The 16,415-nt window shown below is 67.8% G+C and carries 11 protein-coding genes; 6 read left to right on the top strand and 5 right to left on the bottom strand.

From position 1 onward, the window contains the following. The first annotated feature begins 126 nt into the window (after positions 1-126). From SPI01S_RS12940 to SPI01S_RS12925, 4 genes are all read left to right on the top strand, one after another. Positions 127-1,050 carry a transferrin-binding protein-like solute binding protein gene (locus tag SPI01S_RS12940; protein ID WP_157084679.1) on the top strand — a complete coding sequence of 308 codons (924 nt, stop codon included), beginning with the start codon at positions 127-129 and terminating at the stop codon, positions 1,048-1,050. 142 nt (positions 1,051-1,192) lie between these two features. Continuing rightward, positions 1,193-3,232: an amidohydrolase family protein gene (locus SPI01S_RS12935; RefSeq protein WP_066723000.1), complete on the top strand. Its 2,040-nt coding sequence runs from the start codon at positions 1,193-1,195 to the stop codon at positions 3,230-3,232. Between the two features lie 60 nt (positions 3,233-3,292). After that, positions 3,293-3,691: a hypothetical protein gene (locus SPI01S_RS12930; RefSeq protein ID WP_066722999.1), complete on the top strand. Its 399-nt coding sequence runs from the start codon at positions 3,293-3,295 to the stop codon at positions 3,689-3,691. A gap of 248 nt (positions 3,692-3,939) precedes the next feature. Further along, entirely contained in the window at positions 3,940-5,595 is a 1,656-nt protein-coding gene (locus SPI01S_RS12925) for a cation:proton antiporter domain-containing protein (RefSeq protein ID WP_066722998.1), read from the top strand. On the opposite strand, the gene SPI01S_RS12920 is transcribed toward SPI01S_RS12925, so the two are convergent. From SPI01S_RS12920 to SPI01S_RS12905, 4 genes are all read right to left on the bottom strand, one after another. Continuing rightward, the gene (locus SPI01S_RS12920) at positions 5,571-7,178 is read right to left on the bottom strand and encodes an alpha-glucosidase family protein (RefSeq protein WP_066722997.1); all 1,608 of its coding nucleotides are present in this window, start codon (positions 7,176-7,178) and stop codon (positions 5,571-5,573) included. The two genes, SPI01S_RS12925 and SPI01S_RS12920, sit on opposite strands and share 25 nt — an antisense overlap. Positions 7,179-7,183: 5 nt before the next feature. After that, on the bottom strand, positions 7,184-8,980 hold the full coding sequence (locus SPI01S_RS12915; RefSeq protein WP_066722996.1) for an alpha-amylase family glycosyl hydrolase: 1,797 nt from the start codon (positions 8,978-8,980) through the stop codon (positions 7,184-7,186). Beyond that, a complete protein-coding gene (locus SPI01S_RS12910) occupies positions 8,977-10,488 on the bottom strand; it encodes a tryptophan halogenase family protein (protein ID WP_066722994.1) in 1,512 nt (503 codons plus the stop codon). The genes SPI01S_RS12915 and SPI01S_RS12910 overlap by 4 nt, the downstream gene beginning before the upstream one ends. A gap of 65 nt (positions 10,489-10,553) precedes the next feature. Beyond that, complete coding sequence (locus SPI01S_RS12905; RefSeq protein ID WP_066722991.1) at positions 10,554-13,367, bottom strand: TonB-dependent receptor; 2,814 nt, start codon at positions 13,365-13,367, stop codon at positions 10,554-10,556. 264 nt (positions 13,368-13,631) lie between these two features. Here SPI01S_RS12905 and SPI01S_RS12900 point away from each other — a divergent pair, with 264 nt between their 5' ends. Continuing rightward, positions 13,632-14,660: a LacI family DNA-binding transcriptional regulator gene (locus SPI01S_RS12900; protein ID WP_066722989.1), complete on the top strand. Its 1,029-nt coding sequence runs from the start codon at positions 13,632-13,634 to the stop codon at positions 14,658-14,660. Positions 14,661-14,662: 2 nt separating this feature from the next. After that, on the top strand, positions 14,663-16,153 hold the full coding sequence (locus SPI01S_RS12895; RefSeq protein WP_066723266.1) for an MFS transporter: 1,491 nt from the start codon (positions 14,663-14,665) through the stop codon (positions 16,151-16,153). Between the two features lie 91 nt (positions 16,154-16,244). On the opposite strand, the gene SPI01S_RS21865 is transcribed toward SPI01S_RS12895, so the two are convergent. Next, positions 16,245-16,415: oxidoreductase C-terminal domain-containing protein (locus SPI01S_RS21865; protein WP_281179439.1), on the bottom strand; the 171-nt coding region annotated here is incomplete at its 5' end.

The raw sequence follows: 16,415 nt of genomic DNA, 5'->3' as shown, positions 1-16,415 counted from the left end.
CGCGGCCGAGGGGATGATGACCCTGCGCATTGCCGGGCTGAAGAACATCGGCTAGCCCTATGATCCTGTGCCGATGCAGCCGGGGCAAGGCTGCTGATGCGCTGGAAAGTCGAAGGGGGAGATTGCATGCGATTGATGGGATGCGCGTTCGTCGCGCTGGCAGTTGGGCTGGGCGGTTGCAGCGGCGGCGGCGGGGGCGGCAGCGGACCCGGCTTCATCCCGGTGCCGGCAGCGCCGGTCGACCAGCGCAACACAATGCTCACGGACCTTCGCTTTACCGAGGGCTTCGGCGGGGCTGCTGGGCGCATGCGCTATTCGGTTTCGGGCACCGGATCGGCGAGCGATTTCGACGGCACGGTGCCGGTCTCGTCGAACAGCTTCTCGGTGCGGTACGATGCGGCGGCGCAAAGCTACACGATCTCGATGTCGCCCTTCACTTCGCCCGCGTTCGGCCCCGCCGACCGCACGTCGAGCTCGAACACGCTGACCAATTACGAGAAGCGCTCGGGTGGGCGGCAGGAGAACCTGTCGCTGTTCAATGCCGGGTCCGGCAATCCCAGGCTCGTGCTCACCTATGCGAGCTACGGCGCCTATCAGGCGATCACCGAGCGGAGCCCGATCGGCGTCGACACGATCTTCTTCGCGTACGGCGTCCGCACCGCGCCGTCGGACATGCCGAAGACCGGTACGGCCAGCTACACCACCGTCGTGGACGGGCAGTTCGCCGGCGCGAGCGGCGTGTATGCGCTGGGCGGGCAGGGCAGCTTCTCCGCAGATTTCGCCGCGGCGACCGTGCAGGCGACGCTACAGCTGCGCGGACAGAATGTGGTGACCAGCGGCCTGCGCGATTTCGGCACCCACGCGCTGACGGGCCAGATCCGATCGGAACAGACCGGTGTGTTCTTCTCGGCTGCCGGCGGCAGCAACGGGGCGACGGTGAACATGCAGGGGGCGTTCTTCGGCCCCGGCGCCGCCGAGATCGGCGCGAATTTCGGCATCCTCAATGCCGACGGGCGCGGGGTCGGTGCAATGGTCGGGCGCAAGAACTGATCCGCTCGCAACCGGTGGGGCAGGGCGGCCGTGGCGATGGCCGCCCCCTCCGGCGGAGAACGGCGGGCGCCGGCGATTGCGCCCCCGCAGGCCCCGTGTCAGACAGGCGTGTTCCTTTCGTTCCGAGCCATTGGGGGTAAACATGCGCGCACTTCGTCTGGGGCTTCTGCTCGCCACCGCTGCGGTGCTGCCGGCGGCGGCGCAAACGCAGAAGGCCGATCTGATGACGCCGCCCGCCGAGGCGCGGCATTTCACCATCACCTCCACCGCCGGCAAGCATGGCGACGTCTGGTCGTGGACCTTGCCCGACGGGCGCATCGCCTATCGCATGTCGATGTCGCTGCGGGGCTGGATCACCGAAACCGACGAAGTGGTGCGACTGGGACCGGACAAGCGCCCCATCGACATCGCCGTGCGCGGCTTCACCGACACCGGCGACGCGACGGAGACCTTCACCGTCGATCCGGCGGGCATCGCGCACTGGAAGACCGCGGTGGATTCGGGCGAGAAGCCCTTCGGAAAGGCGCGCTACAACAGCTATGGCGGGCCATGGCTGGCGTTCGAGAGCGACCTCGACGCGCTCGTCGCGGCGGGGTCGGCGGGGATCGACCTGCTGCCGAGCGGCCATGCCAGCATCACCATCGGCAAGGCGGTGGAGATCGACGGGCCGGCCGGCAAGAAGACGGTGAAGCTCGCCTATGTCACCGGCACCGGCTTTTCGCCCTCGCCGGTCTGGCTCGATGCGCAGAACCATTTCTTCGGCAGCGCCGGGGGCATGTCGCTGCTCCCCGAAGGCTATGAGGCTGCCGGGCCGAAGCTGAAGGATATCCAGGACAAGGAAGCCGCGGACATGGTGCGCGACGTCGCGCATCGCTTCCTCGCGCCCGCCAATCGCACGCCGACGCTGGTCGATCACGTGCTGCTGTTCGATTCCGTCGCCGGCAAATATCTGCCGGACCAGGCGGTGCTGATCGCCGACGGCAAGGTGGCGAAGGTCGGCCCGGCGGGCAGCATCGCCGCCACGAAGGCGATGACCGTGATCGACGGGCGCGGTCGCACGCTGCTGCCCGGCCTGTGGGATTCGCACCAGCATGTCGGAGACGACTGGAACCTGCTGCAGAACGTCGCCACGGGCATGACCAACTATCGCAGCCCCGGATCGTCGATCGAGGATGCGCAGAGCATCTTCAAGCGCCGCGCCGCGGGCGACCTGCTGGCGCCGGACGGCAAGGTCTCGGTGATCATCGACAAGAAGGATCCGCTGGCCGCGCAAGGGGCGCTCACCGTCTCCTCGGCGGCGGAGGCGATCGCCGCGGTCGACAAGATCAAGGCGGCGGGCATGTGGGGGGTGAAGTTCTACACGTCGATGGACCCCGCCTGGATCGCACCCGCGGCGGCCGAGGCGCACAAGCTGGGGCTCCATGTCCATGGCCATGTCCCCGCGCATATGCGGCCGCTCGATGCGGTGCGGGCGGGCTATGACGAGGTCACCCACATCAACTTCATCCTGATGCAGGCGATGCCGCAGGACGTGGTCGACAAGGCGAACACCGCCGCGCGGCTGGAAGGGCCCGCGCAGTACGGCAAGGACCTGGATCTCGACTCCCCCGAACTGCGCGCCTTCTATGCCGAGCTTGCCAAGCGCAAGACGATCATCGATCCGACGCTGACCGTGTGGGAGCCGCTGCTCACCTCCGACGGCAGCGCCGTGCCGCCGGAATATGCGGCCTATACCGACATCGCGCCCCCCTCGGTTGCGCGCGGCTGGAAGATCGGTGGCTATCCGCTGTTCGCGGGCCTCACCCGCGCCGATTTCCGCAAGAGCTTCGGCAAGATGGTCGAAGTCGTCGGGCGGCTGCACAAGGCGGGGGTGCCGATCGTCGCCGGCACCGACGGCTATGGCCTGGAGCTGGTGCGCGAGCTCGAACTCTACCAGGAAGCCGGCCTGACCAATGTCGAGGCGCTGCAGACCGCGACGATCGTGCCGGCGCGGATGGTGGGCATGTCCGATCGGGTGGGCGCGATCGCGCCGGGCAAGACGGCCGACATCATCCTCGTCGAGGGTGACGTCTCGAAGGACATCGGCAACCTGCGCCATGTGCAGACGGTGTTCCTCGACGGCTATCGGCTCGATGCCGATGCGCTGCGCAAGGCCAGCGGGCTGAGCGGCATGCCCAAGTAACGCCTCTTCAGGTAACACTTCGTTACGGCACCATTGCGCGATCGGTGCGTTAATCGCGCAATGGCCCGTTTCTTCACCCGCATGCCCGATCGAGGCACCCGCCGGCGCATCGCGCTGCCGGTGGCGGTGTGGACCTTCGTGCTTGCCCTTCTGTTCGGCGCGGTGGCGCCGCTCGGGCCCCCTGAAACGCTCGTCCACGGCGCTGCGTTCAACCCGGCCACCACCAGCGTGGCGATCGCTGCAAAGCGCGGCGACCAGGGGGCTTCGCTCTGGCAGAGCGTGCGCGGCGTGCGACACGACGGCGCTTCCGGCAGCGGCGCGGTGCTTGCCGTTGCGCCGGCGCTCGCCGCGGTTCTCCTCCTTTTCCTCGCGCTATATGCCCTTCAGCCGACCACGGCGCTTCGGCCGGTGCGCTGCGGCGCGCGTGGCGCGCGTGCACCGCCGCACCGGCGTTTCTAGGCGCATCTCGCGCTTCTACGCCTGAACTTCGTCTTCGCCGCCCCGCGGCGGCAGAGGAGGACCCCATGCGAAAGAAACGAGGCAAGCGGCCCCCCTGGTGGTTCGCCATCGCCGTCTGGTCCGGCATCGCCGGCGCCGCGGCGGCATTGGCAGCCGCGATCGGCGCGGCCCAGTCCTGACCTGCATCGACACCGGTCGCCTTCAGGCGCGGCCGGTGTCGAACCAGTTTTTCATTTCAAGGAGGATCGATGCCGCATCACGCGCCCCTGATCGCCACCATCGTTGCCGGACTCGTCGTCGCCTTCCTCTTCGGCGCGATCGCGCACCGGATCAAAGTCTCGCCGATCGCCGGCTATCTGCTCGCCGGCGTGGCGGTGGGGCCGTTCACCCCCGGCTTCGTCGCCAATTCGGGCCTCGCCAACGAACTCGCCGAGATCGGCGTGATCCTGCTGATGTTCGGCGTCGGCCTGCATTTCTCGCTGCGCGACCTGCTCTCGGTGCGCAAGATCGCGGTGCCGGGTGCGGTGGTGCAGATCGCCGCCGCCACTGCCATGGGCATCGGTCTCGCCTATGTCGCCGGTTGGGGACTGCAGGCGGGCATTGTCTTCGGCCTGGCGCTGTCGGTGGCGAGCACGGTGGTGCTGCTCCGCGCGCTGCAGGGCCACGACATCGTCCAGACCGAGCGCGGGCGGATCGCGGTCGGCTGGCTGATCGTCGAGGATCTGGCGATGGTGGTGGCGCTGGTGCTGCTGCCGGTGCTGGGTGAGGTGATGCAGGAGGGCGGCGGCGGATCGCTGCTCCAGCCCTTGCTCTCCACCTTCCTCAAGGTCGCCGGCTTCGTCGCGCTGATGCTGGTGGTGGGCCGCCGGGTGATTCCGTGGACGCTGCAATGGGTGGTCGGCACCGGCTCGCAGGAGCTGTTCCGGCTGGCGGTGCTGGCGATCGCGCTGGGCGTGGCGTTCGGCGCGGCGCTGGCGTTCGACGTGTCGTTCGCGCTCGGCGCCTTCTTCGCCGGCATGATCCTGGGCGAAACCTCGCTCAGCCGCCGCGCGACCGAGGAAACGCTGCCGCTGCGCGACGCCTTCGCGGTGCTGTTCTTCGTCTCGGTGGGGATGCTGTTCAATCCCTCGGTGCTGGTCGAGCAGCCTTTGGTGCTGCTGGCGGCAATCGCGATCATCCTCGTCGGCAAGTCGCTCGCGGCGTACGGGATCGTGCGGCTGTTCGGCTATTCGAACCAGACCGGGCTGACGGTGGCGGTCAGCCTCGCGCAGATCGGCGAATTCTCGTTCATCCTGGCGGGCCTGGGCACCGATCTGGGCCTGATGCCGGCGGCAGCGCGCGACGTGATCCTCGCCGCGGCGATGATCTCGATCTTCGCCAACCCGTTCCTCTTCAACTGGGTCGCCAGGCGCTATGAGGACGCCGAGCCCGCCAGGCGAGCGATCGCGCCGGTCGAGCTGCCGGACGGGCATGTCATCCTGATCGGCTATGGCCGGGTGGGCAAGATGATCGCGCAGGATCTGCAACAGCACGGCAAGGCCTTTGCGTTGATCGAGGACCAGGGCGACATGGCCGCCCAGGCGCGCGCCTCGGGCATCACCGTCGTCGAGGGGAATGCGCTGGAGGCGCGCACGCTGGTCGCGGCGGGAATCGCCCAGGCGAGCAAGCTGCTGATCGCGATTCCCGCCGGATTCGAGGGCGGGGCGATCCTCCAGCACGCGCGGCTGCTGGCTTCCGGCGTGCCGGTGGTGGTGCGCGCCCATTCGGCCGACGAGGTCGCCCATCTCGAAGGGCTCGGCGCCGACGAGGTGGTGATGGGCGAGCGCGAGACCGCCAACCGGATGATCGAGCTCGCCCGCGGCATGCCGGCGGGATCGGATCAGCCGGCGATCAGCCCCGCATAACCCGGCAGCTGGCGGAGTGTCGCGCCGTTCAGCGCCTCCACCAGCGCCAGTCCTTCGACCAGTGCGGGCGGCAGTGCGACCGGCGCGGCCGAAAGGTTAAAGGCACAGATCAGGCGCTGATCGCCGGTGATGCGCGCGAAAACGAGCAGGGCTTCGTCGGCATGCAGCACCTCCATCGCGCCTTCCACCAGGGCCGCGTGGCGATCGCGCAGGGCGATCAGGCGCCGCGTCAGGTGCAGCAGCGAGGCGGGATCGGCCGCCTGTCGGTCCACGGCACGATCGAGATGATCCGGGCCGAGCGGCAGCCAGGGGCGCGCGACCGAGAAGCCCGCGTTCGGCGCATCGGCCACCCACGGCATCGGCGTGCGGGCGCCGTCGCGGCTTAGGGTGAGCGGCCAGTTGGCGATCGCCTCGGGGTCCTGCAGGTCCTCGAACCCGATCTCGACCTGGGTCAGGCCCAGTTCCTCGCCATAATAGAGGATCGCATTGCCGCGTAAGGAGAGCAGCAGCAGCATCTTGAGCGCGGCAAAGGCCGCACGGTGCTCGGGTGCGACCCAGCGCGAGATCGCACGCGGGGCGTCATGGTTCTCGAACGCCCAGCTCGGCCAGCCCGTGCCCGGTGCGTCCGGCCATTCGGCGACGGCATCACGCACCAGCGCGGGCGTCAGGCGATCCGCATAGAGGAAGTTGAAGCCATAGGCGCTGTTCAGCCGCGTGCTTCCGGCGGTGAACAGGTGCATCTCCGCCTCGGGGGACGGGCCGCCGACCTCGGCGACGGTGAAGCGGCCGGGGTAGCGATCGGCCAGGCCGCGCAGCTTCTCGAGCAGCAGCGGGATGTCCGCATGGCTCTGGTTGTACACGTGTTGCTGGAAGTCGAACGGGCGGGTGCGGGGGGCGCCGGTATCGGGCGCCGGCGGGTTATCGCGCAGCTCCGGATCGTGCATCGTGAAGTTGATCGCATCGAGGCGGAAGCCGTCGACGCCGCGATCGAGCCAGAACTGCGCCGTGGCGAGGGTGGCTGCCTGCACTTCCGGGTTGTGGAAATTGAGGTCGGGCTGTTCGCGCAGGAAATTGTGGAGATAATATTGGCCGCGCCGCGCGTCCCAGGTCCAGGCCGGGCCGCCGAACACCGATTGCCAGTTGTTCGGCGGGCTGCCGTCGGGCTTGGCATCGGCCCAGACATACCAGTCGGCACGCGGGTTGGTTCGGCTGGTGCGGCTCTCCTGGAACCAGGGGTGCTGGTCCGAGCTGTGCGAATAGACCTGGTCGATCAGCACCTTGAGGCCCAGCGCATGCGCGCGGGCGACGAGGGCATCGAAGTCCGCCAGCGTCCCGAACACGGGATCGACGCCGCAGAAATCGGCGATGTCATAGCCGAAGTCCCGCATCGGTGACGTGAAGAAGGGCGAGATCCACACCGCATCGACGCCCAGCCCTGCGACGTGATCCAGCCGCGCGGTGATGCCGGGCAGGTCACCGACGCCGTCGCCGTTCGAGTCCGCAAAGCTGCGGGGGTAGATCTGGTAGATCACCGCGCCGCGCCACCAGGGCCGGGTTTCGGTGGAGAGATCGCGCATCGACATAAGATTCACTTGGAGGCTCCGGCCGCGCAAACGGCATAGCCGAAGGCGGGAAGGGACAGGGTGAGGCTGCCGGGGGCGGCGGCGGTAGCGGGGCAGGCTGCCCCTGCGAGGGTGCGGAAGGCGGTGGCGCCGGTCTCGACCTGGATGTTGCCGGTCCAGGGTTCGGGGCTCGTGTTGAAGGCGATCACGGTCTCCGCACCGGTCTTCGGATCGAAGCGCGAGACGGCGAACAGGCCGGGCTTGTCGCTGGCGAAGCGGGTGACCTGCCGGCCGCGGGTGAGCGCGGGGTGGCTGGTGCGCAGCCGGGCGAGCATGGCGACCTCGCGGAACAGCGGGTGGTCGGGGTTGAAGCTGGGCGTGGCGGTGGTGGCAGCGGTGCCGAGCAACCGGTTGTCGTTGTAGCTCGCCACCTTGCTGCCGAACATGTCCTCGCGGGCATCCTGGTCGTTGCCGTCGCTGACAAAGCCCTGCTCGTCGCCGGCATAGATGGTCGGCACGCCGCGCAGGAGCAGCAGCATCGCCTGGGCGAGTTGCACGCGCTGGAGCAGTTCGTCCTGGCCGATCTTGGGCAACGCCTGGCGGATGAAGGTGGCGATGCGGCCCGCGTCATGGTTGCTGACGAAGGTGGGCAGGCGCCGCGCGGCGGGCGCACCGCCTTCGTACAGCACATCGGCGGCGAAGGCCCTGGCAAGGCGATCGGTGCCCTTGCCGCTCGCGACATCGGTTACCGCCTGGTTGAAGGCGAAATCGAGCACGGCGGGGAACTTGTCGACGCGGGTGTGCTGGGCGAGTGCGGCCACCTCGGGATCGGCGACCTCGCCGAAGATATGGAAGTTCGGGATGCCCTTTGCCTTGGCGCGGGCCAGCATCGCGGGGACGAAAGCCTGCCAGAATTCCGGGTTCACGTGGCGCGCGGTGTCGACGCGGAAGCCGTCGATGCCGAAGCGGTCGATCCAGCCGCCGAAGATATCGATCATGCCGGCGACGACGCGCGGATGCTCGGTCATCAGGTCGTCCAGCCCGACGAAATCGCCCATGGTCGAGCTCTCGCCCGTAAAGGTCGAGTTGCCGCGGTTGTGGTAATAGATCGGATCGTTGAGCCAGGCGGGGACCTTCACCGTCTTCTCCGCCGCGGGCACGAAGGGCGTATAGGCGTAATCGGGCCGGTTCAGGCGCGCGAAGTTGGCAGCGCTATGGTCGCCGTCGCCCGCGAAGCCCGGGTTGACGGCCGCACCGGCGACGCCGCCCTTGCGCTGGTACGGGTAGTCGGCGCGGCTGCGATAGGCGCAGTCGCCGCACTCGCGATACTGGATCACGTCCGCCGTGTGGTTCACCACGATGTCCATGTACACCTTGATGCCGCGCCGGTGTGCCGCATCCACCAGCGCCTTGAACTCGGCATTGGTGCCGAAATGCGGGTCGACCTGGGTGAAATCGGTGATCCAATAGCCATGATAGCCCGCCGACTCCTGCCCCTTGGGGCCCTGCACCGGCTTGTTCTTGAAGATCGGCCCCACCCAGATCGCGGTGGCGCCCAGCGCCTGGATATAGTCGAGCCGGTTCAGCACCCCCTTCAGGTCGCCGCCATGGTAGAAGCCCTTGGAGGCCGGATCGAAGCCGGTAACCAGCCTGTCGCCGGCCAGCCCGCCGCGATCATTGGCGGTATCGCCATTCTCGAAGCGATCGGGAAGGAGGAAGTAGAGCACCTCGTCCTCGGGCAATCGGTCGCGATAGGTCTGGGCCATGGCCGGGGTCGCGGCGAGCGCGGCGGCGAACAGGGCGAGGGCAGTCGAACGGATCATGCGGCAATCTCCGCGTCCGCGGCGCCGTGGGCGCGGACGAAGTCGCTATGGATGGGCATCTGCGCGACTTCGCGCGCGTTCAGCTTGGCGATAAGGTCGAGATATTCGGCGACCTGCGCGACCGGCGGCTGGTCGGCAAGGGGGTGGTGGCCCTCCGCCGCGATGCCCTGGCCGGCGAGCACCTGCAGCCAGGCGACGTCGCCGAACAGGTCGCCCTCTTCGCGGACGATCTCGCCGCTCGCACGCCAGAGCGCGATCTTCTCGGCAAGCCCGTCGGGCAGGGGCGTGTCGCGGCGATCGCGCCAGAAGGGCGCGTCACGATCGTTCGCGCAATAATGGAGGATCAGGAAGTCGCGCACGCGCTCGCTCTCGTGTGCAGCCTGCCGGTTATAGCTGTCGCGCAACGGCGCGAGTGCGCGGCGGCCGGGCAACAGCTTGAGCACGCGCTCCACCGCCGACTGGATCAGGTGGATGCTGGTCGATTCCAGCGGCTCCAGGAAGCCGCTCGCCAGCCCCAGGGCGATGACGTTGCCTGCCCAGGCGACCTCGCGCCGGCCGGTGCGAAAGCGGATCGGCCGCGGATCGCCGAGCGCGGGTTCGTCCAGCCCGGCGAGGAGACGCGCGGCGGCTTCGTCGTCGGAGAGGTGCGCGCTCGCATAGACGATGCCGTTGCCGGTGCGGTGCTGCAGCGGAATCCGCCATTGCCAGCCGGCATCGTGCGCCGTCGCGCGGGTATAGGGGGTGAAGTCGCGGGCGCGGGCGCTGGGCACCGCGAGCGCGCGGTCGCAGGGCAGCCAGTGCGACCAGTCCTGGTAGCCGACGCCCATCGCCTCGCCGATCAGCCGCGCATGGAAGCCGGTGCAGTCGAGGAACAGGTCGCCCTCGATGCGGCGGTCGCCGTCGAGGTGCAGCGCCTGCACGTCGCCGGTTTCACCGTCCCGGAAAACCTCCGTGATACGGCCCTCGTGCCGCAGCACGCCGCGCGCTTCGGCATAGTCGCGCAGGAAGCGGGCATAGAGTCCGGCGTCGAAGTGGAACGCGTAGGGCATTTCCGGCAGCATGCGGGCGGTGCGGGCAGGGCCCCGCTGCATGCGGTTGGCGAGCGCCGCTACGTTGTTGAGCGCATAGGCCGAGAGTGGCGCTGCCACGCCCTCGGCAAGGCCACGCAGCCAGGTGTGGCGGAAAGCCAGCAGGCCGTTGTCCCGCCCGACATCGCCAAAGGCGTGCATGTAGCGCCCGCCTTTGGTCCACCCGACGAACTCGATCGCCAGCTTGTAGCTCGCCTGGGTGGCGGCGACGAAGGCGTCCTCGTCGATGCCGAGGCTGGCGTTGAACATCCGGATCTGCGGGATGGTCGCCTCGCCGACACCCACCGTCCCGATGGCATCGGACTCGACGAGCGTCACGGTGAAGCCGTTCCCGAGGAAGCGGATCAGCGCAGCCGCGGTCATCCAGCCGGCCGTGCCGCCGCCTGCAACGACGATGCGATATGGTGCTGCGGTTGCCATGGCCTACCCCCTCCGGTGCCGGCAGGAACGGCCCGGTTCCGTGGTGGGAACCGGGCCGCCAAGCATCAGAACTTGTACGTGATACCGAGATAATAATCGCGGCCGTAGCGCTGATATTCGCGCACCAGGCGGGTATCGCCCGCCTCGGTGGTGATGAACGGCGCGTCGGTGAGGTTCTTCGCCTGTGCCAGGATCGCGAGGCCCTTCAGCGGACCGGCCTGGAACTCATAGCCGATCTGCGCATCGAGCACGCCTTCGGACTTGCCGGTGCGGAACTCGGGGTTCGCCGAGAGGCCGGCCAGCTCCGCCAGGAAGCTGTCGCGCCAGCGATAGGTGGCACGCGCCTGGAAGCCGTTCTTCTCGAAATAGGCCGTGCCGGTGGCGATCCACTTGGACTGGCCGGGCAGGGTGACCGGGGTGTTCGGGTTGCTGCCGTAGACGACGCGGCTGTCGACATAGCTGCCGCTGGCGAACACGCCGAAGCCGTCGAGCGCGCTGCTGAAGGTGCTGAACGGCACCGACGCGGTCGCCTCCACGCCGAGGATGTCGCCGCGGCCGGTATTGTCCGGCGTCTTCACCAGGCCGAACTGCGCGTTCTGCGCGCGCACGATCGTCGCCGCTGCGGGGGGCAGCGCCGAAAGCAGCGCCGAGAAGTCGTACAGCGTGCTGTTGTTCGGATCGACGAAATCGGTGAGGTGCTTGTAGAAACCGGTCAGCGCCAGATAGCCGCCGCCGCGCAGGTACTTTTCCACCGAGATGTCGATGTTGGTCGACTGGTAGGGGCGCAGGCGGAAATTGCCGCCGTCCGAGCTGAACGGACTGTTCTGCGGCAGGTTGCCGAGGCCGACCTTCGACAGATCGACGTTCACCGCCTGGGTGATCCGCTCCTGGTCGAGACGCGGACGCACCATCGTCTGCGCGGCGCCCATCTTCACGTAGAAGGCAGGCATCAGCTCGAGGCTGAACGTCGCCGAGGGCAGGAAGTTGGTGTATTTGGTGTTGTCGCTGACCGGTGAGGTGGTGACCACACCGCCCTGCAACGCCGCGATCGCGCCCGACGAACCCTGATCGGTGTGCACCACCTGCAGGCCCAGCGTGCCCTTCAGTGCCTTGCCGCCCACCATGCCGTCGATGTTCAGCTTGGCATAGCCGGTATAGACCTTTTCGGTCACGGTGTTGTCGCGCACCAGCGAGCCGGGGCGGTTGTCGAACACCGGACGCAGCAGGCCGTAGACCTTGAGCGGATCATAGGTCAGCATCTTCGGCACGCCGAGATAGGCGAGGGCCACCTGCTCACCGAGCACCGCGTCCGCCGGGACGGCGAAGCTGGTCGGCGTGCCGCTGGCGATCGTGCATCCCGTGCCAGCGCCCGGCGGGCAGAGGAAGTAGGAGGTATAGCGGCTCTGCTTCTCGCGGCGGCTCAGATTGCCGCCGATTTCCCAGCTCTTGACGATGCTGCCGCTGAACTCGCCGTTGAAGCTGGCGCGCAGCGACTTGAGGTCGTCCTCGAAATCGGGGCGGTTGAGGAAGCCGGCCTGCACCACCGACTGGGTGCCGTTATAACCCCAGCCGCGCGGATCGGTGAGGCTGATCACGCCTGTATTGGTGTAATCGAGCGTCGGCACGATGCTGTACGTGCCGTTCGCGTTCTGGTTGATCCTGATCGTGTCCTTCACGCCCGACGAGTTGTAGCCGGTGCCCGAATAGGTCTCGAGCAGGAAGTCGGTGCGGGTGGCATGGCTCCAGCTGGCGTCGACGACGAAGTGGATGCTGTCGCTCAGCTTGAAGTCGTTGTTCCAGCCGAGCGAGATGTTCTCGGCCTTGCGCTTGTTGTAGTCGTTGCGCTGCACCGCCACGACGTTGCTGAGCGTGGCGCTGGTCACCAGCCCGTTCTGGACCGTGTAGCCCGGCTGGATGACGGCGTTCGAGCCCCATTGCGGCGCGATCGGGAATTCGATGCCGCGCAGGCGCTGGGTTTCCTCGAAATGCGAATAGAGGCCGTCGAAGGTCGAGTGGAAATTCTCGCTCGGCTGCCATTCAACCGTCGCGACGCCACCATAGCGCTTCAGCAGGTTCGACTGGACGTACGGCTTGGCGCCGCCCAGGAACAGGTTGCCGCCGGCCGCGGACTCGTTGGGGAAGCCCCAGGCGGCGTAGCGTTCGATCTGGGTCGGCGTGTTCTGCGCCGAGACGCCGATCGCGATGCCCAGCGTATCGTTCGCGAACTTGTCGACATAGGTCGCCGAGGCGCGATAGCCATAGCGGGTGCCGTCCGGGTTGAGCGCCTTCTGCTCGTTCATCTGGCCGCGCGCGGCGACGACGAAGGTGCGCTTCTGATCAAGCGGGCGCAGCATGCGCAGATCGACCGTGCCGGCGATGCCGGCGGCGATCAGCGACGCGTCGGCCGACTTGTAGACGTTGACGTTCTTGAAGAATTCCGAGGGATACTGGTCGAACTCGACGCCGCGATTGTCGCCGACGGTCACCTGCTCGCGGCCGTTCAGCAGCGTGGTGGAGAAGTCGGGGCCTAGGCCGCGGATCGACAGGCGCTGGTCGCGACCTTCGAGGCGCTGCGCGGTGACGCCCGGGATCCGGGCCAGCGAGTCCGCGATCGAGACGTCGGGCAGCTTGCCGATATCTTCGGACGAGACCGAATCCACGATCATCGTGTTGTTGCGCTTGATGTTTGCCGAGGTGGCGAGCGCGGCGCGGAAGCCGGTGACGACGATCGCCTCGCCGCTATCCTGCGCGGGCGCTTCCGCGGCGGGGGCAGCATCCTGTGCGCGGGCGGCGGTGGTGAAGCTGAAGGCGATCGCAGCGGCGCTGGCGCCGAGAGCGATGCGGGCGGCACGACGGCCGCGGAACGTGCTGAATACCATGTCTCTCCCCAATTTCGTCTCTACTCCCGGCTCTTGGGTGGCCGGATGAATGCCCGCCCCATGCGGGATGCGCTGAACTTGCGCTGTGCCGCATTCAATCTTGCAAAAGGGGGTATGGAGGCCAGCCGCTCACATACGTATTCAGGCCCGATGCGGGCCCGCTATGGCCTTTTGGCACCACCCCCGCGATTGACGCGACGCCCCCTCCGCGCCCATGCATAATATGCGATGCGGCGACGACGCCGCACGCGGGGAGGAAGCAGGATGGGCATGCAGCGCAAGCCTACATCGTTCGACATCGCCCAGCTCGCCGGGGTCTCGCAGCCGACCGTATCGCGCGCCCTGCGCGGTGAGGCGGGGGTCAATCCGGCGACGCGACTGCGAATCGAGTCGATCGCGAAGCAGTTGAACTACCGCGTCGACAAGGCGGCCTCCAATCTTCGCACCCGGCATTCGCAGACGCTGGCGCTGCTGTTCTTCGAAGATCCGACCTCGGACGATTCGCTTATCAATCCCTTCTTTCACTCGATGCTGGGGTCGATCATCCGTGCCTGTGCCGAACATAATCATGATCTGCTGATCAGCTTTCAGCAGCTTTCCAGCGATTGGCACACCGATTACGAGGATGCGCGCAAGGCCGATGGGCTGATCCTGCTCGGCTATGGCGATTTCGAGCTGTACCGCACGCGGCTCAAGGCGCTGCGGGATGCGGGCACCCATTTCGTCCGCTGGGGATCGGTGCTGTCCGAGGGCGCCGGGCTGACCGTCGGCTGCGACAATCGCGGCGGCGGGGCGGAGGCGACGCGGCACCTGCTCGAGCTCGGGCGGAAGCAAATTGCATTTCTGGGTACGGCGTCGAGCCATTATCCCGAGTTTCACGAGCGCTACCGCGGCCATGCCGCGGCATTGGAGGCGGCGGGCATCGCCGCGGACCCGCATTTGCAGATCGATGCGATCACCACGGAGGAATCCGGGGCGGCCGCGGCACAGGCGCTGCTCGACAGCGGCGCGGACTTCGACGCGATCCTCGCGGCGAGCGACCTGATCGCGATCGGCGCGATGCGGACGCTTCAGGCTGCGGGCAAGCGTATTCCAGAGGATGTTTCAGTGATCGGTTTCGACGATATTCCGGCGGCGAGTTCGGCCAGCCCGCCACTCACCACGGTGATGCAGGACGCGCGGCTGGCCGGCCGTACGCTCGTGGAGACGCTGATCGGGCGAATTCGCGAGCGGCCGGTGGGGCCGGCGCTGCTGCCCACCAGGCTGATCGTTCGCAAGTCGTGCGGGGCGTGAGCGTGGAGAAGCCGCGCCAGTCCTTCGCCGGGCTGTGGAACATCAGCTTCGGCTTCTTCGGCATCCAGATCGGCTTCGCGCTGCAGAATGCGAACATGAGCCGGATCTTCCAGTCGCTGGGCACGCGTCTCGACGACCTGCCGGCGCTGTGGGTGGCGGCGCCGCTCACCGGCCTGCTGGTGCAGCCGATCATCGGACATCTGAGCGACCGTACCTGGCTCGGCCGGCTCGGGCGACGGCGGCCCTATTTCCTGGGCGGCGCGATCCTCGCCGCCCTGGCCTTGCTGCTGATGCCGGAGAGTCCGGCCTTGTGGTTCGCCGCCGGGCTGCTCTGGGTGCTCGACGCCTCGCTCAACATCTCGATGGAGCCGTTCCGTGCCTTTGTCGGCGACATGCTGCGCAAGGATCAGCACAGCGCCGGCTATGCGGTGCAGACCGCGTTCATCGGCATGGGTGCGGTGCTGGGGTCGATTTTCCCCTGGGCGCTCGAGCATCTCGGCGTTTCCAACGCCGCGGTGGCGCACGGCGTGCCCGATACGGTGCGCTACGCCTTCTGGTTCGGCGGCGCGGCGTTGTTCTGCTCGGTGCTGTGGACCGTGCTGACCACCCGCGAATACAGCCCCGCCGAAATGGCCGCCTTCGATGGCCTGGCGGAAGCGGACGAGGGCGCGGCGGTGCGGTTGCTCGCCGCCCGGCGGCCGGCGGCGGGCCTGCCCTGGATCGTCGCGGGTGCGCTGGTGGTGCTGGCGGTCGCGCGGTTCGCGCTGGAGAAGGAAGTCTATCTGCTCGGCGGTCTGCTGATCGCCTATGGCCTTGCGCAGGGGCTCGCCATCCTGCGCGCGCGGGCGGGCAAAGCGAGCATGCTCGGCCATATCGTCGGCGATTTCGCTGGCATGCCGCCGCTGATGAAGCGGCTGGCGGTTGCGCAATTCTTCAGCTGGTCCGCACTGTTCATCATGTGGATCAACACCACGCCCATCGTCGCCGGCGCCTTCTACGGATCGCCCGACCCGAAAAGTGCCGGCTATCAGCAAGGCGCCAACTGGGTCGATGTGCTGTTCGCCACCTATAACGGCGTCGCGGCGGTGGCGGCGCTGACGCTGCTGCCGCTGCTCTCGCGGCGGTTCGGCAAGGCGCGGACGCACGTCTTCGGCCTGCTGTGCGGCGCGGCGGGCTATGCCAGCTTCTTCCTGGTGCGCGATCCCGCCTGGTTGATCGCCAGCGAAATCGGCATCGGCATCGCCTGGGCGTCGATCCTCGCTATGCCCTATGCGATCCTCGCCTCCAGCCTGCCGCAGGCGAAACTCGGCATCTATATGGGGCTGTTCAATGTCTTCGTGGTGGTGCCGCAGCTGCTGGTGGCGACGGTGATGGGATCGATCATGAACCGCTTCTTCCCCGGCCAGCCGATATGGACGATGGCATTCGCCGCGGCCACGCTGCTGCTTGCGGCAGGCGCGATGCTGCGGGTGGCGGCGCTGACGCGCGAGTGAGCGAGGCCGCGATGCTTGCGGCGCTTCACTTTAGGGGAAGGGACGGATCAGGTGGCCCGAAGGGATGCCCGGACGGCGCGGCGCGCGCAACTCAAAGCGCCTTCAGCACCACCGCCGGATCGGCAAGCGTTGCAGGATCGACGACCATCCGCTCGGCGACCAGCCGCTTGCCCTGGACATAGTCCCGCATGGCGTTGACGCAGTCGAGCGCGATCACCCGTCCCTGTTTCAGGTAGATCACCGAAAAGGCGCGCGCGGCGGG

It is taken from the genome of Sphingomonas pituitosa NBRC 102491 (genome assembly GCF_001598435.1).
GTDB classification, from domain to species: Bacteria; Pseudomonadota; Alphaproteobacteria; order Sphingomonadales; family Sphingomonadaceae; genus Sphingomonas; species Sphingomonas pituitosa.
This window is presented reverse-complemented; position numbering and strand designations above follow the sequence as displayed.

What these genes read in the sequence shown, in the direction of transcription:
- SPI01S_RS12920 (WP_066722997.1), bottom strand. Translation starts at nt 7,178, where the DNA reads ATGTCGATGCGCGATCTCTCCACCGAAACCCGGCCCTGGTGGCGCGGC.
- SPI01S_RS12940 (WP_157084679.1), top strand. Translation starts at nt 127, where the DNA reads ATGCGATTGATGGGATGCGCGTTCGTCGCGCTGGCAGTTGGGCTGGGC.
- SPI01S_RS12905 (WP_066722991.1), bottom strand. Translation starts at nt 13,367, where the DNA reads ATGGTATTCAGCACGTTCCGCGGCCGTCGTGCCGCCCGCATCGCTCTC.
- SPI01S_RS12900 (WP_066722989.1), top strand. Translation starts at nt 13,632, where the DNA reads ATGGGCATGCAGCGCAAGCCTACATCGTTCGACATCGCCCAGCTCGCC.
- SPI01S_RS12925 (WP_066722998.1), top strand. Translation starts at nt 3,940, where the DNA reads ATGCCGCATCACGCGCCCCTGATCGCCACCATCGTTGCCGGACTCGTC.
- SPI01S_RS12935 (WP_066723000.1), top strand. Translation starts at nt 1,193, where the DNA reads ATGCGCGCACTTCGTCTGGGGCTTCTGCTCGCCACCGCTGCGGTGCTG.
- SPI01S_RS12910 (WP_066722994.1), bottom strand. Translation starts at nt 10,488, where the DNA reads ATGGCAACCGCAGCACCATATCGCATCGTCGTTGCAGGCGGCGGCACG.
- SPI01S_RS12930 (WP_066722999.1), top strand. Translation starts at nt 3,293, where the DNA reads ATGGCCCGTTTCTTCACCCGCATGCCCGATCGAGGCACCCGCCGGCGC.
- SPI01S_RS12915 (WP_066722996.1), bottom strand. Translation starts at nt 8,980, where the DNA reads ATGATCCGTTCGACTGCCCTCGCCCTGTTCGCCGCCGCGCTCGCCGCG.